This window comes from Methylosinus sp. C49 (assembly GCF_009936375.1).
Taxonomy (GTDB): Bacteria; Pseudomonadota; Alphaproteobacteria; order Rhizobiales; family Beijerinckiaceae; genus Methylosinus.
The window spans coordinates 42,738-68,253 of the sequence record NZ_AP022334.1 but is presented as its reverse complement, the minus strand read 5'-3'; the positions used below and the strand labels follow the sequence as shown (position 1 = coordinate 68,253).

General features: G+C 63.9%; 22 protein-coding genes. 2 read left to right on the top strand and 20 right to left on the bottom strand.

The window, feature by feature from the left end:
* Positions 1 to 573 precede the first annotated feature (573 nt).
* Entirely contained in the window at positions 574 to 891 is a 318-nt protein-coding gene (locus GYH34_RS19805; RefSeq protein ID WP_161915321.1) for a hypothetical protein, read from the top strand.
* Between the two features lie 3 nt (positions 892 to 894).
* Entirely contained in the window at positions 895 to 4,035 is a 3,141-nt protein-coding gene (gene mobF, locus GYH34_RS19800) for a MobF family relaxase (protein ID WP_161915320.1), read from the top strand.
* A 177-nt stretch (positions 4,036 to 4,212) separates the two neighbouring features.
* Here the strand turns inward: mobF and pip are convergent, their stop codons facing one another.
* The 20 genes from pip to GYH34_RS19700 form a co-directional block, all read right to left on the bottom strand.
* Positions 4,213 to 5,169: a prolyl aminopeptidase gene (pip, locus tag GYH34_RS19795; RefSeq protein WP_161915319.1), complete on the bottom strand. Its 957-nt coding sequence runs from the start codon at positions 5,167 to 5,169 to the stop codon at positions 4,213 to 4,215.
* A 236-nt stretch (positions 5,170 to 5,405) separates the two neighbouring features.
* Positions 5,406 to 7,208, bottom strand: a complete 1,803-nt coding sequence (locus tag GYH34_RS19790; protein WP_161915318.1) for a PQQ-dependent dehydrogenase, methanol/ethanol family — start codon at positions 7,206 to 7,208, stop codon at positions 5,406 to 5,408.
* Positions 7,209 to 7,389: 181 nt separating this feature from the next.
* Positions 7,390 to 8,268: a HEAT repeat domain-containing protein gene (locus GYH34_RS19785; RefSeq protein WP_161915317.1), complete on the bottom strand. Its 879-nt coding sequence runs from the start codon at positions 8,266 to 8,268 to the stop codon at positions 7,390 to 7,392.
* Positions 8,269 to 8,314: 46 nt separating this feature from the next.
* Positions 8,315 to 9,667, bottom strand: coding sequence for a hypothetical protein (locus GYH34_RS19780; protein ID WP_161915316.1), 1,353 nt, complete (start codon positions 9,665 to 9,667; stop codon positions 8,315 to 8,317).
* A gap of 26 nt (positions 9,668 to 9,693) precedes the next feature.
* A complete protein-coding gene (gene prfH / locus GYH34_RS19775) occupies positions 9,694 to 10,314 on the bottom strand; it encodes a peptide chain release factor H (RefSeq protein ID WP_161915315.1) in 621 nt (206 codons plus the stop codon).
* On the bottom strand, positions 10,311 to 11,450 hold the full coding sequence (locus GYH34_RS19770; RefSeq protein ID WP_161915314.1) for an RNA ligase RtcB family protein: 1,140 nt from the start codon (positions 11,448 to 11,450) through the stop codon (positions 10,311 to 10,313). Before GYH34_RS19770 ends, prfH begins: the two co-directional genes overlap by 4 nt.
* Positions 11,451 to 11,790: 340 nt before the next feature.
* Positions 11,791 to 12,483, bottom strand: coding sequence for a TIGR02117 family protein (locus tag GYH34_RS19765; RefSeq protein ID WP_244635434.1), 693 nt, complete (start codon positions 12,481 to 12,483; stop codon positions 11,791 to 11,793).
* 72 nt (positions 12,484 to 12,555) lie between these two features.
* On the bottom strand, positions 12,556 to 13,173 hold the full coding sequence (locus GYH34_RS19760) for a phospholipase D-like domain-containing protein (RefSeq protein ID WP_244635433.1): 618 nt from the start codon (positions 13,171 to 13,173) through the stop codon (positions 12,556 to 12,558).
* A gap of 162 nt (positions 13,174 to 13,335) precedes the next feature.
* Positions 13,336 to 13,872, bottom strand: a complete 537-nt coding sequence (locus GYH34_RS19755; protein WP_161915312.1) for a DUF2726 domain-containing protein — start codon at positions 13,870 to 13,872, stop codon at positions 13,336 to 13,338.
* Positions 13,869 to 16,187, bottom strand: coding sequence for a TraM recognition domain-containing protein (locus tag GYH34_RS19750; RefSeq protein WP_161915311.1), 2,319 nt, complete (start codon positions 16,185 to 16,187; stop codon positions 13,869 to 13,871). The genes GYH34_RS19755 and GYH34_RS19750 overlap by 4 nt, the downstream gene beginning before the upstream one ends.
* Positions 16,188 to 16,215: 28 nt before the next feature.
* Positions 16,216 to 16,635: a hypothetical protein gene (locus GYH34_RS19745; RefSeq protein WP_161915310.1), complete on the bottom strand. Its 420-nt coding sequence runs from the start codon at positions 16,633 to 16,635 to the stop codon at positions 16,216 to 16,218.
* A gap of 62 nt (positions 16,636 to 16,697) precedes the next feature.
* Complete coding sequence (locus GYH34_RS19740; protein WP_244635432.1) at positions 16,698 to 17,831, bottom strand: hypothetical protein; 1,134 nt, start codon at positions 17,829 to 17,831, stop codon at positions 16,698 to 16,700.
* Entirely contained in the window at positions 17,831 to 18,367 is a 537-nt protein-coding gene (locus tag GYH34_RS19735) for a lytic transglycosylase domain-containing protein (protein ID WP_161915309.1), read from the bottom strand. The genes GYH34_RS19740 and GYH34_RS19735 overlap by 1 nt, the downstream gene beginning before the upstream one ends.
* On the bottom strand, positions 18,364 to 18,762 hold the full coding sequence (locus GYH34_RS19730) for a hypothetical protein (protein WP_161915308.1): 399 nt from the start codon (positions 18,760 to 18,762) through the stop codon (positions 18,364 to 18,366). The genes GYH34_RS19735 and GYH34_RS19730 overlap by 4 nt, the downstream gene beginning before the upstream one ends.
* Positions 18,759 to 19,007: an IcmT/TraK family protein gene (icmT, locus tag GYH34_RS19725; RefSeq protein ID WP_159729461.1), complete on the bottom strand. Its 249-nt coding sequence runs from the start codon at positions 19,005 to 19,007 to the stop codon at positions 18,759 to 18,761. The genes GYH34_RS19730 and icmT overlap by 4 nt, the downstream gene beginning before the upstream one ends.
* Positions 19,007 to 20,167 carry an ATPase, T2SS/T4P/T4SS family gene (locus GYH34_RS19720; RefSeq protein WP_161915307.1) on the bottom strand — a complete coding sequence of 387 codons (1,161 nt, stop codon included), beginning with the start codon at positions 20,165 to 20,167 and terminating at the stop codon, positions 19,007 to 19,009. The genes icmT and GYH34_RS19720 overlap by 1 nt, the downstream gene beginning before the upstream one ends.
* 13 nt (positions 20,168 to 20,180) lie before the next feature.
* A complete protein-coding gene (locus GYH34_RS19715) occupies positions 20,181 to 21,140 on the bottom strand; it encodes a type IV secretion system DotC family protein (protein ID WP_161915306.1) in 960 nt (319 codons plus the stop codon).
* The gene (locus GYH34_RS19710) at positions 21,133 to 21,600 is read right to left on the bottom strand and encodes a DotD/TraH family lipoprotein (RefSeq protein ID WP_161915305.1); all 468 of its coding nucleotides are present in this window, start codon (positions 21,598 to 21,600) and stop codon (positions 21,133 to 21,135) included. The genes GYH34_RS19715 and GYH34_RS19710 overlap by 8 nt, the downstream gene beginning before the upstream one ends.
* 329 nt (positions 21,601 to 21,929) lie before the next feature.
* A complete protein-coding gene (locus GYH34_RS19705; RefSeq protein WP_161915304.1) occupies positions 21,930 to 24,983 on the bottom strand; it encodes an ATP-binding protein in 3,054 nt (1,017 codons plus the stop codon).
* Between the two features lie 3 nt (positions 24,984 to 24,986).
* A complete protein-coding gene (locus tag GYH34_RS19700; RefSeq protein WP_161915303.1) occupies positions 24,987 to 25,508 on the bottom strand; it encodes a hypothetical protein in 522 nt (173 codons plus the stop codon).
* Between the last annotated feature and the right edge of the window lie 8 nt (positions 25,509 to 25,516).

The window sequence follows — 25,516 nt, the reverse complement described above, 5'->3', positions numbered from 1 at the left end:
AGCCGCACTGTGATTCGGTTTGCCCTGCGGGCGACGCCGTGTGTTTTCGAGGGAACGGCGGAAAGCCGGATGGGATTTTGGACGCAGCTGTTTCCAGGAGCACGGTGACGCGTGACGACCTCGCGCATGCCATTTACGCCCGCATCCCCGGCCTCTCCCGCGCGGACGCAAAAGCACTGCTCGATTGCGCGCTCGAGGAAATGCTGTCCTCCCTGACCAGCGGAGAAGACGTAAGTCTTCGCGGCTTCGGCTCTTTTCGCATCCGCTCCAAAAACGCTCGCCCGGGCCGCGATCCGAGAACCGGAGCTGCGGCTCTCGTCTCTTCGCGTCGGGTCGTCGTGTTCAAAGCGGCTCCACATCTCAAATCGGCAGTGGCGGCGTCGGTAGTATCCCCGGTCGCCGGCGACTCTCCGTAGAGCGGTCGCCGGCGCGGCGTGGTGTGAGCGCCCATGACCGCTGATGTCGCGAGCCGCGCGCCGCCAGCGCCGGACGCCACCGCGAATCTTTCGGCGCCGATCGTTTTCATTCGCACAGACTCCGGCGACGCTTCGCGCTCGTAGCGGAGGCGCAATCATGTCCGAGGAATTGAAAGAAGGGCTCGCTCGCGTCGAGGAGGAAGCCCACCAGATCGTCGAAGCGGTCGCCCTGCAGAACGAGCAGATCCGCATCACCATCGCTCGCCTCGACGAGATCATCGCCCTGCTCACGCCCAAGGACGACGCCGGCGAGCCGACGCTGAGCGATTTGCTCGCCCATCTGATCGCGCAGAACCGCGAGCAGCTCATTCTCTCGCGGAAGACCTTCGAGCTCCTCGTCGACCTGCAGCAAAGCGTCCCGGACAAGACCGTCGAGGCGCTGGAAAAGCGCTTCTCTTCCCTAGCGAAGGCCTGATCGATGATCACCTTCCGCAAGTTCGCGGCCGCCTCCGACGGCAAGCTCGTCCGCATGTATTTCACGGAAGCGAGGCTCGGCCCGCCCCCGCCCGAGCAGGCGACCGAGGCCCTCGGCCAGCAGCAGCTGGAGCCGGGCTCGCGCCTCACCAGCTACTACACCGGCCGCGACGCCGGGCCGGCGTGGCGATCGGACATGCCGCTCTCCGTCGCCCGCGCGCTCGGCATCAATTCTCACCACGCGCCCAAGGACGAGGAGCTCGATCGGCTGTTCGAGGGCAAGCGCGCCGACACGGGCGAGGCCTGGTCCAAGCACAAGCGAGAAATCAGCGGCTACGACTTCACCTTCTCGCCCCATAAATCCGTGACGCTCGCGGCGGAATTCGCGCAGGATCCGGCGGAGGCCGCCGCCATCCGCAACGCCATCTATCGCGCCAATGACGCGGCGATGCGCTATGTCGCCCGGGAAATCGGCTGGGCGCGGCGCGGGCGCGCGGGGGAGAGCGGCGCCGATCCCGGCGCTGTCGGCTGGGTCAGCTTCCGCCATTATATCGCGCGTCCGACCCTTCCGGTCCAGGACGGCCGCGAGGGCGCGACCTATCTCCTCGAAGCGCCGATCGCAGGCGATCCCCACGACCACATCCACAATGCGCTGTTCAATCTGGTCGTCACCGGCGAAGGCCATATCGGATCGCTCGACACCCAGCGCCTTCACGCCCGCGTCCACGAGTTCGGCGCCTTCGCCCAGGCCGTCCTCGCCGATGAGCTGCGCACGCTCGGCATCCGCGTCGCCTATGACGATAAGGAGCAAGCCGCCATCATCCTCGCGATCCCGCAATTCGCCAATGAGGCCTTCAGCAAGAGCACCCATCAGGTCCTGCGCAACGCCAAGGCCTTCGCGGCCGGCCAAGGGCTCGATTGGGACGACATCTCCGCGGAAAAGAAAGCCGAAATCCTCCGCGAAGCGGCGGCGGCCGCGCGCCTCGCCAAGCATGGCGAAAAGACCGATCATAAAATCTGGCGCGACCAGGCCGAGGCGATGGGCTGGGAACACTCGACCGTCATGGAGGACGCGAAGATCGCCGCGCTGTCGAACGATGAGCGGTTCGAGCAGGCCTACGCCTTCGCGGCGAAACATCTCGCCGAGGAATTCCACACGGCCGCCGTCATCGACCATGATCGCCTTCGCATCCACGCGGCGCGCGGCTTGATCGGCGTGGGCGTCGCCGGCGGCGTCAAGGATATCGACCGCGTCGTCGAGCTGATCGAGCGCAAGGGAATTGACCTTCACGGCGAGCACGTCGATCTGGTCGCCGCCTGGGCGAAGCGCGAAAATCCCGAGGACGAGCCGCGGCAGGTGCTCCGCGTCACCAATTCCGCGCAGATCCGCGTCGAGGAGAGCCTCCGCGACCATGCCGCGCGCGCCGCGCTCGACACGTCCGGCGCGCTGGCGGCCGCCGACATCCGCCGCGCCATAGAGGCATCGGGTCTCGATTTCGACAGCGAGCCGGAGCATGGCGCGGCGCAAAAGGCCGCGATCTACGCGCTCGGCCAGGGCGGCGCGCTGTCGCTCCTCACCGGCGTCGCCGGCGCGGGCAAATCCACGCTGCTGCGGCCTCTCGTCGCCGCCTGGAAGGCGGACACGCGCTTCGACGCCGCGGGCCGCGAGCTCGTCGGCGTCTCGACCGCATGGCGTCAGGCCGACGCGCTGCAGGACGCCGGCATCGATCGGACACGGGCGTTGGAGCCATTTCTCAAATCCGTCGAGGCCGGCGAGTTCATGCCCACTCGCAACACGATCCTCGTCATCGACGAGATCAGCCAGATCTCGCCGCGGCCGATGCTGCGGCTGCTCGAGCTGCAGGCCGAGACCGGCATGACCATAAAGGCGCTGGGCGACCGCGAGCAGGCGCAGGCGATCGAAGCCGGCGATACGATCGAAATCCTGCGTCGCGCCCTGCCGAAATCGGCGCAACCCGAGCTCCTCACCGCCGTCCGTCAGGTCGATCGGCGCGACCGGCAGATCGCCGGCATGTTCCGCGAGTCCGAGGCCGAGTCCGCTCTCGCAATGAAGCGCGCCGAGGGAACGGCCATGCTGGTCGGCGGCGATTTCGACCAGGTGGCCGCAAAGATCGCCGATTTTTATGTCAGCCGGCGGGACATTCTCGACGCCGCCGGCTCGAAGCGCGGGATCACGATCTCGGCGCCGACCAATGAGGACGCCGCCGCGATCAGCATGGCGATCCGGACGCGGCTCAAAGCGCGTGGCGAGATCGGCGCCGATGAGACTGTTCACAAGGCGATCGCGCCGCGCGGCGCCAAGGAGCCGCACGCCTTCGACCTGCCGATCGCCACCGGCGACCATCTGCGCCTCTACCGCTACACATGGGCGAAGATCGACGGCAAGGAAGGCCCGATCGGCTATAACGGCCATGTCGTGAAGGTGATGGGCAAGACCGCCGGCGGCCTCCTGCTGCAAAACGCCAAGGGCCAGATCGGCGAGGTCGAATGGCGCCGTCTGACCGATCCCGTCACCAAGCGGCTGATGCTCGGCTTCGGCCATGCGCTGACGATCGACGCCGCGCAAGGCGTCACCTCGGACGAGCATATCGACGCCCTGCCGCGCGGCAGCGCCGGTATTACGGCCTTCAAGGCCTATGTCGCGGAAAGCCGCGCCAGGGGAACGACCTGGACGATGATTTCCGAGGCGGCCGTCCATGAGGCCGAGAGGCGTAGCCGCGCGCTCGGCGACGCCAAGCCGATCGAGGCGGACGATCTTTGGAAGCGGACCGCCGCCGATATGGCCTCCAAGCCCTATAAATCTCTTGCCCTCGATCTCGTCGAGGCCTGCCGGCGCACGCAAGAGCGGTCGATCGATTCCTTCATCGAGCAGGGCCGCACGTTTCACCGGCGACCCGCCGACGCCTTGGATCCTGGCCGAATGGCGCGAGAGCGCGTGCGCTCGAAGATCGCCACGGAGGAGGTTGCGCCCCACCTCGCCGATCTCGCCGACGGCGTCGCGGGAAACGCCGCGCTATTGCGCGAGATGAAAGAGAACATCGAGTCGCGCCTCGAAAAGCAGCGGCCCGAGCCTCCCTCTCCGGCCCCTTCTATCGTTCGGCCCACTCCGTCGCCGTTTCGATGAAGCTATGCCTTTCCGCTCGATCGGGCGCCGCAACATATAGAATGCTCAGTGCGCCGCGCCGACTCAGCGCATTAGCGGCCGCCGGCGCGCTCATTTGCTTGGGGTGCGCCACGGATCGACGGCGGAGCTGATCTGTAGGTATCGGTTAAATTTAGACACGCGACCCCGAGTGCGTGACTATGGTCCCGCGAACTCTTTCAAGGCCCCGAGAACCAGCGGCATAAAATCTTTACCGCCGCCGTGTCCAGCGTCGTCAAGTATTCGCAGCCGACTGGTCGTCCATCGCTGAGAGAGTTGCCAAGCTGTCACCAATGGTCCGCTAACATCGTAGCGTCCGTGGATCAACACGCCGGGGATGCCATTGAGCTTAGCAGCGTCGCGGATGAGCTGATCCTCTTCAAGGAAGGCCGCATGCCGCCAATAGTGCGTAACCAGCCGCGCGAAACGCAGGCGGAATTGTGGATCCTCGTAGCGTAGGTCCGAAATGTGCCCTGGCGTTAGTGAGATGTGTGCCTCCTCCCAAGCGCACCACTCGCGTGCAGCGTTATCGCGAATGATGGGGTCGGGGTCAGCGAGCATGGTGGCGTAGGCATCGACGAGCCGCAGGCGTCGCAAGTGCTCTGGGACGGCGGTCGCGAAACGGTCCCATTCCTGTGGAAAGATACGTCCGACATCCTCGGTGATCCATCGCACCTCGCGCCGGGACGTGGTCGTTACGAAGCCCAGCACCAGGGCTTTCACGCGGTGCGGGTAAGCCTGGGCATATGCCAAGCCGAGAGTGGTCCCCCACGACAGACCCAAAATGACCCAGCGATTCACATCGTGCATCTCGCGTAACGCCTCGATGTCGGCGATGAGGTGGGCAGTAGTATTGCTGTTGAGGTCGGCGTCGGGTTCGTTCGCCAGCGGCCGGCTGCGCCCTGACCCGCGCTGATCCAGCAGCACGGCACTGTAGAGGCGAGGATCAAAGAACCGCCGCTGACCCGCCGAACAGCCTGAACCTGGACCGCCGTGCAGGAAAAGAGCAGGCTTCCCAGCGGGATTGCCGCAGCACTCCCAGTAGACCTGATGCCCATCGCCTCCATCGAGCATGCCGCTCCCATAGGGTTCGATGTGGGGGAATGGCCCCGACATTTGCGCGCTCCTTTGTTCAGCGGGTGATTTGCTCTTCGGCCAACGGGAATATCAGGCGCTCTACCCACGCTCACCCGAAATCCCTAAACGAGCGGCCCCGATCGCCGGAAATTCGCCGGCGGCAGCTCGTGGCGCTTGGGGGCCGTTGCGCCCGGGGCTCCAATTTGGCCCGCTGCAGCCATTCGTTGGCCAACTCCACTTTGCCTTGGACCCGACCGCTTCGAACGCCAGCGTCCTCAATTCGGCAGCGCGAATATGGTCAGAATGCCGCCGAGAGCGTTGTAGTCGGGCAAACTGCGGATCGGGCCGTCCATGACGCCTTGCTTGAGATCGATCAACTCCAGTCCGACAAGCCCGCCGACGCCCGACAGCACCGCGACGAATTGCTTGCCGCCGTGCTCGTAGGAGACGACGTCGCCGACGATTCCCGAGCCCGTGTGGAAACTCCAGAGCTCCTTGCCGGTCTTCCCGTCGACCGCTTTCAAATAGCCTTCCATCGTGCCGTAGAAGACGACGCCTGTCGCAGTGACGAGCGCGCCCGAACGAAGGGGGTGTCGTTCGGGAAGCGACCAGCGAACGGCTTTCGATGTCGGATCGAACGCGACGAGGGCGCCGCCTCCCCAGGCCCGGCGGTCGCTAGCTTTCGTCACAGAAAATTCCTCATACTCTTCGGTTGTCACGCCGAGATAATGCTTGCCGGGTTCATATCTGACGGCGTAAGGCTCGTTGTCCATGCATTTGGTGGTGAGCGGTAGATAAAACAATTTTTCGTTTGGCGAATAAGCTGCGGGCTGCGGCCCTTTCGCTCCCAAGAAGGACGGACAGATACTCTTCGTGTTGACATCTTCACCGCGGATCTCTGGCGTATATTCATCCACGAGCAGCGGCCGGCCATAAAAAGGCGAGTTCTTGTCGAGTTCGATCTTGCTCGCCCAATTGACGTGGGCGCCAAATCTGTCGGCCGACAAGAGATCGCCCGTGGCGCGGTCGAGAAAATAGGCGAAGCCGTTCTTGTCGAAATGAGCGAGCGCCTTGCGAGCGGCGCCGTCAATGTCGAGATCGATGAGAATCATCTCGCTCGTCGCGTCGTAATCCCACTGATCATGCGGCGTGACCTGATAGACCCAACGCACTGTGCCGGTGTCGAGGTCGCGGGCGAAAATGGTCGATGTCCATCGGTTGTCGCCGGGACGCTGTTTGGCGTTTCGGGGCGCCGGATTGCCCGTGCCATAGTAGACGAGGTTCAGATCGGCATCGTAGGAAAAGGCGCCCCAGGGCGCGCCGCCGCCGATCTTCCATTGTTCGCCCTGCCAACTCGCAAGCGAGGCCTCCTTGCCGACCGGATTGCCGAGATGCGTCGTCTTTTCAGGGTCAATCAGCGTGTCGGCGTCTGGGCCGGTCGAATAACCGCGCCAAAGGCGCTGGCCCGTCTTGGCGTCATAGGCGGTGACATGGCCACGCACGCCGAAATCGCCGCCCGAAAGACCGACCAGAACTTTATCCTTGAGAAGCGCCGGCGCGCTGGTCGAGGTTTCGCCGATTTGCGGATCGCCGTTGGTGCGAGACCATATCACTGTGCCGGATTTCGCATCGATTGCGACGAGATTCGTATCGAGCTGGGATAAAAAGACTTTACCGTCGCCATAGGCGAGGCCGCGATTGACGGCGTCGCCGCCAATTTTCTTCAAGATCGAGGGATCTTGCCGAGGGACATAGCGCCATAGAATTTTATCGGCGTTATAGGTGAGACGGCGGGCAAACACCCCGTTCGGAAAAGGCGTCGTGAAATAGGCGACGTCATCCACGACCAGCGGCGCGCCTTCGTGGCCGCGCAGCCCGCCCGTGGAAACAATCGTCGCCACTTGCAGCTTTCCGGCGTTCTGCGGCGTGATTTGCGTGAGCGGCGAATAGCGCCAATTGGCGCCGTTGCCGCCCTGCGAGCGCCACTCCTTAGGGTTTTGCCGGAATGTCGTCGGCTCCTCGGCGCTGGCGGGGAGAAGGAGGGTTGCGAGCGTTGCGAGCGCGAAGACCTGTCGCATCTTGAAATCGACCTTCCCCATAGCCGTCCCAATTACCGCTAAATGTGACATACAACCCAAGCTTTACGGCCTTTCCCCGGGGATGGCCACTTATGGCGCATCTTCCTCGCTCGGGCTGGCGAAAGCGGAATTATGACGGAAAGCGAACGCCGCAGACACCGCCACATTCAGCGTCTCGTAATCAGGTAGCGTCGCATCCGCAAGCCAAGACCGCCGCCTGCCACGCCGATCGAAGATAGTGGGATTCCGCAACAACTTTCGGAAGTTCCTGGCCAGACTGTTTCGTGCCCATTAGGTGCATGCAGAAAATTGGATCTGCAAGGTCGGTCACGGCTCCATAAATTACGGCTCCAACCTCGCCCGCTTCGAGAGCCGCGATGATGTGATCGATCACGCTCTTATCCTTGCGGCGTGCAAGCCCCGATATCGCTTCCAAACGTGTGTCGACGTCGACGTCCGTCAACCGGGCGCGCAGCGCGTCTCTTATTTCCGAATTGTCCGCCTCGATTTCTTGGCCGAGGGCAAAGGTAGCCCAGTCCCGCACGTGCGGATCCTCGTCTTTGGACAATTCGATCAGCCATGTGATCGCAACAGGGTCGTCTTGTGCGGAAAACGCATAGACGACAGCAAAACGCACGGACGAGAAAGGATGGCGGGCAAGAGGAACGACCGCGGAAATGCCACGCGGATCCTTCAGATGACCAAACGCGAAGCAGATCTCCGTGAGCATTTCTGGATCGGCGCCTCCCGACATTTCCCGTTCGAGCATTTCCTTCAGCAGGCCGAATCGCTGATCACGTAGGAGCTCCAGGGAATATCCCAATTGGCCGAGGATCGCTGCTCCCACGGATCGCTCCCTCGGATTGGCGCTTCTACAAAGAACGCTGCAGACATCGAAGACCGACTGATCCCCATTGCGCTGCAACGTCGTTATCGCATCGCAAGCCGGCGACAGGGCGAAGTCATCTTCTGGATCCGGATCATCGAAATGCGCGACTGCGGTTTCGACAAGATCACGGATTTCACTTTCCGTCAGCGATCTTTTGATTTCATCAGTCATCGACTACTGCCTTGCAAACGTGGTGGCGACGTAGGGAAACGAGACGCTAGCCGCTGCTTCGTTTAGAAATTTCCGCAGTCTCTGGCTCCGCATCAAACGCGCATTCCTTCAACATCCACCTCGGGGCGAGATCGGAATCATGCAGTTTCCTCACGACCTCCTCGCGACATAGGGAACACGGGATGTTTTCGTAAAGACTGAGCAATATGTCGCGGCTCTCGATCGGGGGAATGGCGACGGCCTCGATAAGGTCAAGAACTGCCAACCCGACGCTATGCCATCCGTTGTCGTCGAGTGGATCAGCCTCGCGTATTGCACGCTCGATAGCCACGAAATCCCCAGGTTGATAGTTGCTGCGGAGCAGTCGAATGGCGCTGGGGGTATCCAGGCCATCGAGGAGCTCGAATGCAAGGTCCCTTATCCGGTGGTCGTGGAGCCTCCCAATGGCCTTGGTCGCTTGCCATGCGTTTCGTGGATTCGCGCCCTTGACGATGGCGAAAAGGGGCTCGGGATTCAAAGGGAAATCGCGCGCGGTGAAAATCCGTAGATATGCCCGAATTTTCATTGCGTCGGTCTCGAGAATGAGATCAGAGGCCGCCGCCAACAGGTCATCGGCAGAAGCGGACTTGATCCAGAATAGGGAAAAGCCCTTCTTCGGATCGAGTCCGACTTTGGCCGCGGCATAGTCGACCGCATCGTTGGGCTGCTTGACGAGGGTGCGATCGACCAATGCGGTATCGACATCGAGCGATATCAACAAGTCCAATTCGGGGGAGCTCGATCTCGCCCTCTCCAACGCGGCGGCGGCGCTTTGAACTCCGTCTCTCACACTCAACGCTTCGACCCATGTGCGGTAGGCCCAGCCGCTTTGCGCCTCGAAGTTATCCAGCAGCTCAGCGTGATAGAGATGGATCAGCTCGAGAAAGGCGGCCAGTCCGTCGAGCCGAATGAGGTGCTCGCCGCATGGATGTCCGACATGTTCGAATTCCGCCTTTCGAATGGCTTCGCGCGCGAGAAATTCTTGCAAGGAATGATGGTCGTGGTCGGTCTGACCGCTCGCAAGGAGGCAAAGGACGCCGTATATTTGAGCTATGTTCTCCGTACTCGATTGGTCGAAGTTGTCCAAACAGCGCGATAGCTCCGTCCAGAAAAAATCGCTCCGCCGGGTCAAAGTGATGAGACGGTACAAATACGGCGCGCGTTCTTCCTCGCACTGAGGATCGTAAGTTAGGTTCGTCTTGCATGCCGATAGGAGCATAGACTGCAACTCTTCGTTCGTCGGGTCGGCTTCGAGCAGGAGGGCAGCACGTCCCGATCCTCTTCGCAATGAGGACTTGAACCGCGCCGCCATCTCGGAAGCAGTAACGCCGGACTGGGCCGGCCACTCTTCAAATGTCATGAGATCATCCCAAAGTCGTAGACGAACTACACTGGTTTGAATTCGACTCCCTCGAATCGCAGCGTGGCGGCGCCTCGTCGCACATCGCGATGCATTCCGTGGATCAGCCGTTCTTCTCCCGCCTCCCGCAGACGAGCGCGCAAGTCGAGCAACGCTTCGAGCCGCTCCAACGCGAGCGTCTTGTTGCGATGCTGAGAGCGTTGCTCCCGGGCGGTCGCGCTGACGCCAGTCGGAACGTGTGTCGCGCGCACCGCGCTCTCGGTCTTGTTCTGATGTTGGCCGCCCGGTCCGCCAGCGCGGAACGACTCGAATCGCACATCCGCGAGCGAGACGGCGGGAGGCGGGGGCTGCGGCGGCAGCTCGAAGGCGTCGACGAACCAGTTCTTTCGTGGGTGGCGCGGGCGCAACGGGCTTTTGCATACCCACACTATTCCCCCTGTCCAACGCCGAGCGAGTTGTTCGGCGCCCGCGCCCGAAAGAATTGCGATCGCGGAGCCTGGGCCAGCTCCGTCGGGGTGCTCGACCACGGCGATGTCGCATTCACAGCCCGTTGCCTCGGACTCGGCATGGAGTCGATGCAACACGTGAGCTAGCGCCATGCGGCACTCCGCTGGCCCATGACCAGATGTGAGGAGCAGTCGGATCATCGGCGGCCCTCCTTGCGTGACTCCGGTCCGATGACTTTCTTCAATGTCACCAGCGGTCGAAAGCTGGCGACGATCCGCACCAAGCCGAATGTTTCGAGATCGTTGATGACGGTCTTGATCGACTTGTAGGCCTCCGGCGCCTCCTCGATCACAAGCGCGCGATCTTCGCACACGACCCGTCCACCATATGGATTGCGCGTCAAACGTTCCCGATCAGATTTGGTCGCGCCGACACGTCCCACCATCGAGGCGCGGTCGTATTTTCGACCCGCGCCATGCGCAATCGACGCCAAGGCTCCTTCAGGCGCGCCGGCTAGGGGCTCGACGAGATAGGACAAGGCGCCCCGGGAACCCGGAACAACGACTCGTCCCCGGTCAGCTGGCGCCGCGCCCTTGCGATGAAGGACGCCAGCGGCGCATAGACCCGCGCAATTGTGGGAGCAGTCGCAGACCGGCTCGGCCTCGCACCGCAAGGCGTGCGCGGCCCGTTCGGCGATGAGCCGCCGGTTCGCCGTCGCCCATCGCAAAGCGTGGTCATGGGCCTGCATATATGCTCGGCCTTTCGCGCTGTCTGGGTCGAGAGGCGCTAATCCGGTCGACAATTCGCGCTCCAGTAAGGCGTAGCCGAGGCCGCGAGAGCCCGAATGAACGAGAACGTAGGTATGGTCACGATCGAGGCCGGCCTCCGGGACGAACACCTCCTCCACGGCCTGAAGCTCGCAGAAATGGTTTCCTCCCCCGATCGTGCCGAGCGCGCCGTCGAAATCCGAAACTGGAAGTCCCGCTCTCTCGATCTTCTCGGCGACCTCTCCATCAAAGGGGCTCTCGATGGCGCGCAATCGCTCGGCGGCCTTATCGACGCGTATTTTGCGAACCGGAATGTCGAGCGCAAAGAGCGACATTCCGCAGCCGACATCTGCCCCGACGAATGCGGGATGGATTTTGTCGGCGAGAATGGAACAGCCGACCGGGCCATATTTGCCCGGATGCAGATCGGGCATGGCGGCGACAGCGATCACCCCCGGAATCCCCGCGACCTCTTCGAGTTGGCGCACGGCGGCGCCCTCGATCCAGTTGTTGGACGAGTAGTAGCTGTGGATCGGCGCGCAGCCGTCCACGGACAAAAGATTGCCCATGCAGATCTCTTGATTGAGAAACGTCTGAAGCCACGCGTCACGAAAGCGACGCGCGTCGATACGCCGATCTCTGCGTCCCGCAGGGATTTAGGCGGTCGGGCTCCTCAGGGAGCGGCTGATGATGGCTTTCATCGGTCGTCCTCACATTCGGCGGAGCGAATGCTCGACGCCTTCGTAAAGATAGAGCACAATACGCGAAGGGCTTCAAGATCCCAGCGCAATAGATCTCGACTCGAGCGTCCCTCGCGGCTATCGACCGACCCTCCCGATCTCCTTTCCGGTGAACCCTGTCGTCCGCGCTGTCGGCGCCCGCCGCGGGAAAGGCGCATTCACGCCGCCCTCACCTATCCGATCTTGGAGCCCAGCGCATGACGCCGTCATCGAATGGACTCCACAACGCCGTGCGAACGCCGGCGGCGCGTAGCGCTTCGTTTGTCCAGGCGTTGCAGGTCCGAAACGCGCTGTAACGGCCGCGCGCGGAGTAAAAGACGTCGTTCTGGCCATAGCCATGGATGACCTCGCGCCGGTCCGCGAACGTCGCTTCGATGAAGGCGGAGAGGCGGCGGTATTGCTCGGGTGTGAGGCGCAGCGGACGAACCGTCTCGCCCGGGCGGACGCCCTCGAGGAGGTCGACGTGAACCAGCGTCGACCCCTGCCCCGTCACGGCCTTCAGTCCTCGGAGGAGTGAAAACTCCGCCCAGGTCGGCGTGTTGAGATAAAAGTCCCGATCGCCCCAGCCGAAAGCGAGCCAGCGGGGCGTGGTCGCCCAACTAGGCGCGTCGCCCGGGTGGATGCGATTGCTCCAATCGACGCCGGCGGCGTTCGCCGGCACGACGACGCCGGTGTGCACGCCATTGGTCTGCACGAAGATGGTTATGCCGCCATCCGGCTCGCGCCAGTCGTCGTTCACGGGAATGCGGCTCGCGATCGCGGCAAAAGCGAGATAGAGCGCGGCCGGGACGAGGGGCGCGAGGAGGATGAGGGCGAAGGTGCGCGCCGTGCGGCACATGGACGGCTTAAACCGGGTTTGCAATCGAGGCGCCTTCGAGGACATGACCGCTTCCGTCTACGCAAATTCCGCTAGGAGAACCTTTCCGTCACGGGATCAATTGACACGCCCGTGTCTCCAACCCGCGGCCAGCGCCTCTTCCTCCGAGCAGAACCACCGCTCTCCGGCATTCGGGTCGATTTTGACACGGGCGTAGAATTGCTCCCCGGGCTTATGGAATATCCGCTCGCCATTGCGATTGATGTTCCCTTTGATCTCGCAGCTCGCCGGCGCCGTCGGTTTCGTCGAAGGGGGAGCTGCGACCCGCGAGGCGAAAGTGGGGCCGGGAGGAAGGACCGGCTTTGCGGCCGACCAGATTTGCTCGAAACGCGCCTCGAACGTTTGAGCGGCCGCTCGATCGCGGATGACGACGACATCATTATCCTGCTGCTTCATCCCCGACGCGGTGAAATTCGCGGAGCCAGTTCGCAACAGCATGTCGTCGACGGCGTAGGATTTCAGATGCATGAAAGGACCGGGCGCGCTCGTGCGCAGGCTTTGCGAGACCTCTCGCAGCCGATCGAGATCGCTCGACTGGCTGGGGTCCAGAACGATTCTGATCGCGACGCCGCGTCGATGCGCGTCGATCAATGCGTCGATGACGGGCTGGTCCGTCAGCAAATAGGCGGCGAGATCGATTTTGACGCGCGCCGCGCGCAGAAGCGTTACATCCAAGCGTTCCAGATTCTCGGTGGGCGCATAATGGATTTCGGGCGCTTCGGCCGCCGAAACGAATGGCGGTGCTACAAGAGCTAGCGCGCCGGCAAAAAGCGACAGGCGAATGAACATTCGATAATGCTCCCGTCAATCCTAAGGTCTCGGGCGACGATTTTCATTCTAACGCGATCGTTCGAAGACCGAAGCGGGCTGTTTTAGCGACGCCGGCCTCACGCAGCAATGTCTGGAGCGCCGCAACGGTGTAGGCGCGTCGCGCTCTCGCGCGCAACAGTGGATGCCGATCTCGCTGAACACGGCGTCGACAAATATGTCCCGCTCCCGGCGATGCGGCAGCGCATGCGTCCTGTCGTCCAGCTCGATGGCCGCGACGGGCTCCAGGCTGGCGGAATCGCAAATGACAAAATCGATGCTCTTCCCGAACACCTTGTTCATCGCCGCGCGTCGCTTCGCGCTGGTCGCGCTCAGATCGACGTCGACGAGTTCCGCGAGCCGCACCTGCGCAAAAACGCGATAGCCTCCTCCGACCGCCTCGTCCAAGACGGCGAGGAAGCGCTTCTCATTTGGCGTCAGAAATCGCCCGCGCAGATAGGCAGGCCGCCGCGAGCCGATGAACCCGACGACCGCGAGAATGAGCAAGACGACCAGCGCTGTCGCTACGACATGCTCGATATCGATAAGCCGCGTCGACGCAATCACGGGGAAGCCTCCACTCGCCGCCGCGGCGTCGGCTGTTCCGGCACCGCCGCGTTCGGCGCGATCATCGACGTGATCGCCGCTAAATCGGCTCTCAGCTTCTCCCGATTTTCCCGGCTGGGCAATGTCCCCTCGGTCTCCTTCACGATAGCGTCGATCTTGCCGAGCAGCGCCGCGGCGCGCTCTCGGGCCGCCGGCTCGTCCTCGCCGATCGCCGCCTCGATCTCGACGATCTTCTCGAAGAGCGCCTTGTCGAAAGGCTCATCGGGCCGAACGCCGCCTGGGGCCTCGCCGCCCGTTCCGTGCAGCGCCGATTTGAGCATGACCAGGAGGCGAGCCGCCGCGCCCTGCCTCTCCTCGCCCGGCACGAACGGAACTTCGCCCGCGGCGCGGATCGCCGCGTCGACGCAGGCGTCCCGATCGCCTCCGTTCGCCTTCGCGTCGCGAAAGGCTTCGTATATCGCCCTCAGCGTCGGCTCCATGGGCTCGCGGCCGCCGGCGGCGACCAGCCCATTCTCGATATTGGCCGCGATCTCGCGAACCTCGTCGAGCTTCGCCTGCAGCTCGGCGCGGGCGGGCGGAGCGAGAGACAGGCGCCTGACGAGCGGCTTCGGCCCGGACTTGTCGACCTTGGCGTGAAAGACTTTGGCGTAGATGCGGCGGCCGCCGAACAGCATGATCGCCTCGCCTTCGATGAGGCTCTGCAGGTCGCGCCAGTTCACTCGCGACACCTGGCGCACATCGGCCTGGCGAGTGTCGTGATAAACGCCGATGTCGCCGCCGCGAAAACTCGTCGCCTGCGCCACATCGGTCTTGCCCGAGGTCTCCTCGATCCATTCCCGTGTGCGATTGGCGTCCTGCTGGCGCATGGCCGCGGTCAGATTGGCGTTGCCGAGCAGCGTGTAGGTCTTCTCGCCGAGCCGCGCGAATATCCCGGAAACCTCCTGAAAGCCGAGCCAGAAGGCGATATTCAAGCTGCGGCCCTGCGCCATCATCCGGTCGAGATCGCTCGTCGCATAATAGGCGAGCTCGTCCAGCACGATATGATAGGGAGCCTCCATGCCGAGCATTTCCTTCGGCATGCCGAGCATTTGCGCCATCATGCCGCGCAGCGACGTCACCACGATCTTTCCGAGCCCCGCCAATGTGTCGGAGGAGTTCTCCAGCGCCGGCAGCGAGACGACGAGAATGCGCCGGTTCAAGACCACGTCGCGCATGTCGATGTCGCCCTGCTCGACCTTGAATATATGTCCGAGCGACACGCCGAGCTGCGTGAACATCTCGGTGAAATAGAACCGCGCATAGCCATGCTGCTTGGACGGATCGTCGGACTTCTGCTTGTTGTAGTCGAGGTCCGTGTCATAGCCGGGAAGCTCGCCGAGATAGGCGAGCAGCGGATAGACGACATCCTGCGGCAGATCGAGCGGTATGTCCCTTATCTTCCCGGTCGCAGGATCGCGCAATTCATAGTGGCCCTTGACGGCGAGCTTCCAGATCACGCGCAATTCGAGCGCGTCCCGGATTTTTTCGATGTCGATCGGAATGCCGGCGTGATCTCTGATCCAGGTCAGGACGGGGATGACCGCCCCGATCAAGGCGACGGCGCGGCTGCGGAACACGCCGTTCGAATCATTAGCGGCCTGTTCGCCGAGCTGGCTGACCACCATTTCGCGGATGGCGTCGGCGTTGCCCGTCGCGAAGGGATTGAAGCTATTGCTCTCTTTGCTGCCGCTGGCGACCAGGAGATTGAGATGCAGCACATCGTCCTCGCGGCCGAACCGGCGGGCGAGCGCCATCACCTCGTCGAACAATGTGTGGTCGGCCTTGCCGTCGACGAGAACGAAGCCGCTCGCATGGGTCAGCGCATTGGAGACGAAGCCCAAAATGGCGGTGGTCTTGCCGGCGCCGGTCGTCCCCGGAATGGTCGCATGTTGGCGGCCGTCCTCGGCGGTGATCCATAATTCCCGGCCGGCGACGTCGCGACCGAGATAAATGATTCCGGCCGCCATGCGCGGCGCGCGGTTCTTGGGGTCGGGATAGTTCCAGTCGGCGACGCCGGCGCTCTTGGGAAGCCGCATCGGCAGCTCGACGCGCCGCGTCAGGACGAGGGCCGCATATCCGATCGCCGCGGGGACGATCAGATCGACCGACGCCGGCTCCAGCAGCATGAGCCCGGCGCCGACGCTGAGCATGGCGCCGGAAAACTCGCTCATCAGCGAGCCCCAGACGCGCGTCGACATCGGCCGCAGATCGCGCAGCGCTTGCGCGCCGGACCGCTCGAACCGTTCCTGCGGCCCGGAAATCTCGCGTGGGATCATGCCGCTCTCCCCGATGTCGGCGCTCGCGTCATTGCTGCAGGCCGAAGGCGGCCGGACCGGATCGGCCCGCGTCCGCCGGCGTCCCCGGAGCGGGCGTGATCTGCGGGGGCCGCTGCAGGTCGCGCGCGAGAGCGTCCGGCAATGGCGCGACCGACGACGCGGCGTCCGGCGAGGCAGCCACTCGGCTCGCGCCGAGCGGCTTTTGCTCGGAGGAGACGCTCCCCGCCCGGAAGCCCAAAAAGGCGACCGCCGATACGCCGAATGCGACGACGAGCGTCGTGAGCAGAGAACGTCTCGTTCCGCCGGTCTCGACGGCGATCGGCGCTCGCCGGTCCGCCGAGACCGGGGCGCCCAGCGGGCCGTCCAAATGCACATGCAGGTCGATGTGAATGTGCGGCGTCTCGAAAACGATTCTTTTCTCGTCAGTGGAAATCGCCTCGTCCATCATGATCTCCTCGGTTCTTCCTAAAAACGCATGGTCGAGGCGCTCTGCGCGAATGAGAAGGCGCGTCAGAGCTTCTGGATGGCCGCGAGCGCATTATCGATCGAGGCGACGCGCAACGGAGCGCCAGCGATCCGCTCCGCGGCCCAATGGTCACGCGCGCCGATCGCTTCGATGAGCGGCGTCGGGTGAAGGAGCGGGTCGAACATATCGGCGGGAAAGCCCAGGGAATGCAGCGCGTAGAAGAGCCGCCGATCGACGAGCTTCAAGAATCCGAAGTCCGCAGGCGGGAGAACGCCGCCTTCCCTGCGCGCGGCGAGGAGGGCGCTCATCGTCGCCGTGGTGGTGAAGCCATGCGCCCTGGCCGTCTCCGCCAAAGGAAAGCGCAAATCTCTGTCGTCCAGCCAATGATCGGCTCGCTCGACGAGGGCGATCGGGAATGCGAGGGCGCGATCGGGGCCGGTCCGGCCTTCCTTGCCCGTCGCCCCCAGCGCCGAGGAGAGATCGCCCAGAAAGCGCCGCCCTTCATCGTGGCGCCGCGCCCGATGCAGCGCGAAAGCCGCCCATAGGCAGCGAACATGCGGCGGCGCCTCTGCCGGGTCGCGCATGGCGGAGCCGAGCTGGCGCGTCAGCTCCGCCCGCGCCCCTGCCGCATTGAAAGCGCCCTTGTCGTCTGTCGCCCAGCGCTCGATCCATTCGGCGCGGGTCAAAGCGCGATCTGCGGGACGCGGCTTTATCGGGTCGATGTCGACCAGCCCCAAATGTCTGCGCACGAAGGCGGCGGGCGTCCGAAAGGATCGAAGCTGCTCGCGCATCAAAGCTTCGAGATCGAGCGGCCGGGAGAAGCGCTTCGCCCCTGCGCGACTCGCGCAGACCGCGGCGAGCGCCAGAACGAGGCCCATCGTGGGGAGGAGAAAGAAGCGCCCGATCTCGCGGGCGAGCCGAAGCAGCTGCGGAAACTTCACCGTCGCGGGATTGGTCGCGAGAAGCTGGGCGTCGGCGACGTCATAGCGATCCGTGAACAGATGGATGACTCTCATCTGGCCGTGCAGGCCTTGCATGACGATCGCGCTGATCGCGGCGTGCTGCTCCTCCCAGAGATACCAGCCGCCGAAGCCCACCCCGACGACGAAAACGGCGACGCTCATCAAGAACGCGGCGCCGTCGCTCACATTGCCCTGTGACGCGTGCGACATGGACATCACCTCGCTCCTCGGGTGACGGCCGCGCCTCTCTCTGTCGAGCCCGTCTCTGCGACGGCCTCGCGTTGCAGACGCCGGCCTTGCGCCAGGACCAGGCGGCGGTAGGTGGCCTTGTGTCGTTCATTGTGTGAATGATAGAGCCCGATACCCTCCCAGAGATCGCCATCCGCCTCGTCGAGCGCCTGTCGCAGGATCCAGGCGCCGCCTTCGACATTGGCGCAGAATTCATCCCGGAGAGCGCGATAGGTGGCCTCCCGCGACGCACGCCAATGTTCGGCGAGCTTGGGCACCCAGATCTGGTTCACCTGCATCGGACCGATGTCGACGGTGTCGTTCGTGTTCTGGCTGACGGCGCCGAGCCGCCCGTTCTCGACGTTGAGAAGGATCAGCAGAACCTCGGGAGGGATCGAATGGGCGTGCGCGGCCGCGTCGATGCACGCCTTGACGTAATTCCCTTTCGCCAGATCGTCGGCCGACCGCGCGGGCGCCGCGGCGGCGGCGAGCGAGAAGGCGAGAGTCATGAAAATCCGTCTCATTGGCGCTGTTCCTTCCCTCGCTGGTCGGCCTCGACGCGTTCGTTCGACGCCGACCAGACATCGCCGAGCTTCTCCACCACGATCCCGTTCGGCCCGCAGGCCTGCGAGATCGCCTCCATCGTCGCCAGCATCGCCATTGTGAATGAGCCGGCGTCGATCATGGCGAGGCGATAGCCGAGGAGAGCGCCTTCGTCGGGCTGCGTCGTCAGTCCGAAACCCTCACCCTTGACCTCCCGCCACAAGGCTTCCCCCGTCAGCAGGAACAGGGGCAGCAATCCATCCGCCGCGGCGGCGACGTCGAAAGGTATGGTCACGTCCTCGAACAGCACCGGCCGCGCGCCTTTCCGCAGAAGCTTCTCGAGCACAGCCTCGACATCCGCTATATCCAGGATCATGCCGCCCTCCTGCGCTTCCAGGTCGGAACAGCGGTTCGCACCGGCCCGATCAGCATACGCCGCAGGAGCCGCAAGACCGACGACACGGTGAGGCCCGCCCAGCTGACGACGATGAAAAAGGTCATGCCGCCGATCGCAATGTAGAAAGTGAGCCAGCTCCAATAGACGACGAAGACCAGCAGGGGCAGGCAGGCTCGCCCGTCCAGAAACAAGATACGAGTCGGCAGAGCGGTGTTTCGCCACATCAGGCTTCCTCCCTCAATTCGTGCGCCGCCGTCTCCTCGCTGATGCGGCCATCCCGCAAGGCCCTGTCGATCGCCTGCGCAAAAGACTGTCCCTGCTCTTCGATGGCGCGGCGCGTCAGGCCCGGCCATTGCGCCGGGTCTGTCTCCAAAAAGCGATTGCGGAGCTTGCGATCGAACACGAGGAACTCGCGCAGCGCCGTGCGCTTTCCGTCGAGAGACCGCGTCAGCCTCTGATTGACGACGAGCCGCAGCGACTGCGCGACGGCGCTGATCAAATTCTCGCGCTCGGCCAAGGGGCAGAGGCTCGCGATGCGCTGCATCGTCAGCGCGACGTCATTGGCGTGGATCGTCGTCGTCAGCGTATGCCCGGAGATCGCCGCCTGAATGGCGGCGCTCATCGTCACGGAATCGCGGCACTCGCCGACGATGATGTCGGTCGGCTCGCGTCGCATGCAGCCACGAATGAACAGTTCGAAAGTCGGAAGATCGCGCGGGATCTCGCTCTGGTTGATCGTCGAGCTGGGGCTCTTGACGCGATCGAGCAAAAACTCGACCGGAGCGGCGCCTTCGATTATGTCGTAATGCCCATCCGGGTCGAAAAGCTTTGCGACCGTCATGCCGGCGATCAGCGTGGACTTTCCCGAACCCGTGCCGCCCGACACGATCACCATGCCGTTTCGGGGACGAAACGCCTCCATGATCCCCGGCTCGACGAGCTGTTCTTCCAGCGACGGGGGCAATCCGGGAATCGGACGCAGCACGATATTGACGCCGGACCTGCGGCTGCTGCGCGTCGAGGTGACATTGAGCCGGTAGCGAAGCCGCTCGGTGCGGCTCAAGGCGATCTCATAGGTCGTATCGAGCTCGCCGCCGCCCTGCATATGCGCCATGCCGTCGGCGCCGTAGAGATGATTGACGATCTGTGCGATCTCCGCCTCGTCGACCGTCGTATCGCCGATCGCCTCGTCCTCGTCCGCCCCATCTCCGACCCTGCGATTGCGGCCGTAGATCCTCAGCCGCGGGCAATGCCCCGTTTGAAAAGAGACTTTCGAAGCGCCCGAGCGATAGGCCCAGGTCAGAAGCGAATCCAGGCCGGGCGCGCTCTTTCGCGGATCCGCGACCCAGCGAAGTCCTGCGCCATTCCAATATTCGTCGACCATAAGGACCTCCCCCTCACTTCGGACATGGTCCGTGGCGCTTGGGCGCCCAGCGGCGCGCGTCGGCCTGCAGGCCGGGCTGATCGGTGATGCGGACGATCCGATCGCCGGCGCGAAGCTCGTCGCGCCCGCCGTTCACGATGCTGTTCTGGAAGGCGACCTTCGGGTGTTCCACGAGACCCGCGCGCAACAGCACGCGGAACCGGGCCATGCCGACGATGTCGCGCTGCAGGCGACCGAGGTCGGAGAGAAAAATCTCCACCGCCTGCTTCTCGCCCTGCGCCCACCCTTCGGCCACCCATTTGTTCCAATAGGCGGCTTCCTGCTCGGTGCGCGGCAGCACCGCGTCGTGCGGCCGCGTCGGGGCTTTCCAATTGCGGACGAGATAGGCGCGCCAATTCGGCGGGGCGGAGGCGAGCTGCGCTTCGCGCGTGATCTGATAGACGCAGTCGGTTTCGCGAGCGACCTGCGCATTGTCCCCGAGCGCGAAGGCGAGCTGTCCCTGAGTCACGACCGGCGGGCGCATCAGCGTCCGGCCGCCGCCGAGCGGCAGCACCACCGAGCTGAAATCATAGCTCTTGTCGAGCGTCGCCTCATAGCGGCGCAGCATGTCGTTGATCGCGAAGGACCGCGCTGCGAGGCCGCCCTGCGCTCCGAAGCTCAGCGCCGCCGAATAAAGTGTGTCCTCGCGCCCCGGCTCCAGCCCGAGCCCGGGATCGCCGCGCCCGGCGCGCACCGCCTGCAGCGCCTCGAGCGACGGCGGACGTTCGCCCCCGACGACCGCAGGCTCCTGCGCCGCTCCGGTGATCGGCTTGTTCAACGGATTGCCGAGAACATGCGCCGCCGCGTCGATCTCCGCGGGCGAAGGGGCCGGAGGGACGGGATAGACCTTGATCCCTTCGGCGAAAGCCGCGGAGGCGAGAAGGGTCGAGGCCAGGAATGTCGAGACGAACTTACGGAGCGCGGGCTTAGACATGATAGATCACCTGTATGCGATGATGTTGCGCGTCGACCTGCACGGTCGCGCGGTCGCCGGCGGCGCGGCCGATGGCCTGGAAAATCTCGTAGACGCGACGAGGCCCGGCTTTGACGCCGATCGACACTGGTTGGACGTTGAAGGCGGAATCGACGACGACCTCATATCCCACCTCGCCAGCGAGCTTTTCGACCGCCCCCTCGATCGGTCCCTCCCATTCGAAGGTGACGATCTTCTGCAGCTCGGCGGGCACGACGGCCGGCCCTTGGCGCGGAGCCGGACGCATCCGGCCGAGCTCTCCCATCTCGCTATCGACATGGTCGACGCTGCGCCGAAGGGCGATCTCCGCATTCGGCATGCCTGCGGTGTCGACCGTCGTCGGAACATCATGCGCGCAGCACGCGAGAGAGCCCATTGCCAATAGAACAACGAGGACGCGATATGGATGGAGAGCGCTCATGTGATCAGCTCCTGAAAGTTTTGCGCGATCACGCTATTCGGCGTCGGCGCGAATGACGATGAAGTGTCGGTCGCTTGTCGTGACCTTTGATGAGACGCCGCAGCTCGGCCTCTTCGGCGATCGCGAGGCTTTCGAGATCGAGAGCCCCGCGATGTTCCATTCGAGCGACGTCGCGCGTCCCCGAGCCGAACATGACGACACCATTGGGACGAAGCTGGACGCGAAAGCTGGCCATGGCGACGCTCCTCGATCACGAAATCAGGCCGAAACGATTCCCCTGCTCTGCGCGAATTTCAAATTCTCCGACGCGCGAAACGAATTGCGCGACGCTATCGAGCCGCGGCCGCGTTGAACTCAGAGCCGCTATCGCCATATCGAAGCTTCGCGCCGATCCCGCGCGCGTCGGCCAGCTCGTCCGCCAATTCGTCGACGACGCCCGTCTCCGCGCGCGCGTCGAGCTCGCCGCGGCGCATGCGCTTGGCCTTGCGCTCCTCGATCTCTTTTTCCGCCGACCCGCCCGGGAATATTTTCGCGAGACGCCGCAGCGCCTCGCGAAACCCGATGCGGTCATAGAGACGATTGCGCAGCGCTCTATCGCCAGGCGTCGTCGAAAGTGCCCACAGCTCGATCGGCCCGAGCGTGTTGACGAGCATTTGCTCATATTTCGCGTTATCGGCTTGCAGCACCACCAGGAACGGCGCGCCGGCCGGACCGGGTCCATGAAGGCGGTGGCGGACGATGTCGGCGCTCGCTTCGGAGAGATTGAAGCGCTGCACGATCTCTTCGGCTTCCGCGTCGTCGCCGGCCCGCAGCACGAAGCGTCCCGTCGATTGGCTGACGATCGCGTCGCCCATGTCCCTCAAGCGCTGACTGGCGAAGCCGAGCTGAACATTGTGCTTGGGGCCTTCGCGCACATCGAGCTCGGCTTGCGCGCGAACTTGCGGACTGCCTTGCGTGCGGTGCCATTCGTCATAGTCGAGCCGCTTCACCGATTCGTAGATTTCCTGGAAGCGTGGCTGGTGGAAGCTCCGCGCATCTTCCGGCACGAATGGCAGGTAATCCGGCTTGAGGAAGAAGTTGCGCGCGATGATGTGGCGGGCGAGCATATACATCATCTCGGTCTGCCGATTGGCCGCCGCCGAGCCGGTCGGCGCCACTTCGGCGAGATCCATGACGATGATGCGCGCCGCCCCGAAATCGAGCCGCGTCGGGCTGTTCAATGTCGGAAACTTGCGGATGACGTCGTAGATGTAGCGCTCGAAGAGGTCCGAGGCCTGCTCCGCCGTCATGGCGATGGTGAGCTTGCCGAACATGTCCTTGACCTGGTCGGTTCGCGCGGCCCCGACCAGATCCTCCAGCACCGGAACCGCATGCCGTTGCGCCACTTCCGCGAGACGATATTCTCCCACCGCGCACAAAGCTGTCACCACGTCTCGCCAATGTGGCTCGTCCTGGTGGAGATCGACGCCGTGTCGCTTGATCGCGATGTCGATGAGCGGCTCGATCCCGCGCCGATAGCGCTTGGGGGACGCGCCCGGAACGTCGGTGCAGAGCCGATAGGCTTCGTCGATGACGATGCCGATCATCTGGTTCATGCCCTCGAAGGGCGTGCTCTGATCGGGCGGCAGCGTGACCAGCGCGAGAAAATTCTGCAGGAAGGCCTTTTCGAGCGGCAGCGGATATTCGCAGCCGACCTGCAGATCGAAGACGTTGAACTCGAAGCCCGGCGCGAATTGCATGCGCGTGTAGATCGCCTCCTGCCGGCGTTGCGGTCCGAGCGCTTCTTGAATGAGCAGCACGAAGCCTTCCGCCGAATCGCCGATATCGACCTTGCCGATCAGCGGCAGCTTCGCGCCGACCGCGCCGAGCGCGACGGAGCTGAGACAGAGGCCGAGGTTGATCGTATTGGCGAGAACCGATTTGCCCGAGCGGGGCGGCGCGACGAATGTGTCGAGCACCTGCGGACGCTTCGAGCCGCCGGATGGGTCGTAGGGCCACATGGCGCCGTTGGGCTGGCGGAACAGCACGCTGCCCCGGTCCCAGGGGGAGGCCGTTCGTCCCCAGGGCAGCATCGTCAGCACGTCGCCGATCAGCGCGACCGACGGCGGCGCCGTGGATGCCAGCGCCAATCCCGGCACGCTGCTCATGACGCCGTCGAGCGGATCGCCGATGACGGTCGTGCCCCGGCAATTGCCCCAGGCCTCGAGGCGCTGCTTCAATGTCGACAGCCGCAACCGGAGCTTGCCGACTTCTCTGGACGGCGCCCAGGTGGCGAAGGACGCCCGCAGGCGCACGGCGATATGGTTGTTGTTTTCGCGCTCGCGCTTCAAAAGCTCGAAGGCGCGGGTGATGTCCCGGTTGCCGGGAAACATCCACAAGAACTGCGCGCCGGCGCTCTTCAGGAGCATGTCCGAATTGCCGCCGCCCTCGATCACGAAGGAGACGCGCCAAGGGACGCGATCCTGCCCGAGCCGTGACGACAGCTCGACGAACGGCCGCGGATCCTCCGGCCCCATCGTCATATCGACGCAGCCGTAATCATAGAGGCCGATCTCCACCCTCTGCCCGTCATGGACGACGGCGTCGGAGTCGAAGAAGAAATCGCGGATCGCCGGCCACATCAGCGTTTCCAGGATCGGACGCTCATCCTTCTCATCCGGCCAGCGCGGACGAAAGGCGTCTCCGACCAGGGTCGGACGCCAGGCGGAGCCGACCGTCTCGCGATACATGGCCTCGCGTGCGACGACGAGAGCATCATGCGCCGAGATTTCCGTCGCGGCGACATCGAGTCCTTTCAGGGACGACACGACGCGCGAGACGAAGCCGGTGTGCCGCGCCGCCATGACTTCGCTGCGAAGATAGAATTTCTGGGCGTCGCCGATGTTCGGGCATTTCTTGGCGAGCGCCGCCTGCTCCTCCTTCATCTGCTTGCGCTCTTCCTTGGTGAGCGTCGTCGCGCGCGTCCACAAGATGAAATACGCCGCCTCCCAGCGCATCATGCCGGTCCAGAGCTTTTTGCGCTCCTCGAAAATGTCGCTGAGCTCCAGCCCGATTTCCTTGGCGATCTCCCGGCAGGCCGACATGTTGACGCGCTCGATCTCGACCGCCGCGAGATCGGGATCGGAGGCGTACCATCCGACGATCGCATGTCCCCTGTTCTCCAACGTCCCGGAGATGTCGATGCGCATGGCGTTGGCGAGGCGATCGATATCGGCTCGCGTCGACATGCGGCGCATGCCGCCGAGACGGAGGAAGCTCACATAATCGCCGTGCTTGGTGACGAGCGCATCGCCATGCGAGGCTTCGATTTCGCAAAAGCTCGCGAGGGGCTGCTTGGCCATCAACGACACTGCGGCGAGCCCGCGGGAAATCCAATGGAGCATTTTCTAACTCCTCAAAATCGATGCGAGCCGCTCCTTGACGAGCAAGCGCGGATAAATGTCGCGGCCGTCGACAAAAAAGCGTCCGAGCGATAGCAAGCGCGCGCCGCCGAGCAGCTCGTGGCGACGGGCGTAGGAACTCGGCAAAATGAACGACAGAGCTTCGGCGAGATCGCGCGGCGACGACGTGCCGAGGCGCTGCTTCGCGATTCCACTGCGCTCGACGAGGGCGGCATAGGCCGAACTCGCGGCGAGCAGATCCTCGGGACTGTTCGCGGGAAGGGGATCGAGAGGCCACGACACGGCTTTCCCGTGTCTCGCGAAAGAGGAATGCACGCGACGCACGAGCGCATTGACGGCGCCTTGCGTGAACTCCGGCAACCAGATCAGCACCGCCTCGCGATCGATCTCGGGTCGATCGAGGTTTTGCGAGAGGCCGCACAGCGCGCAGCACGCGCCGCACGTCTCCGAAAGGTCTTCGGTCCAGCTCGCGATTCTGCTTCCACAATGCGGGCAAATGTCGCGCATGACGACAC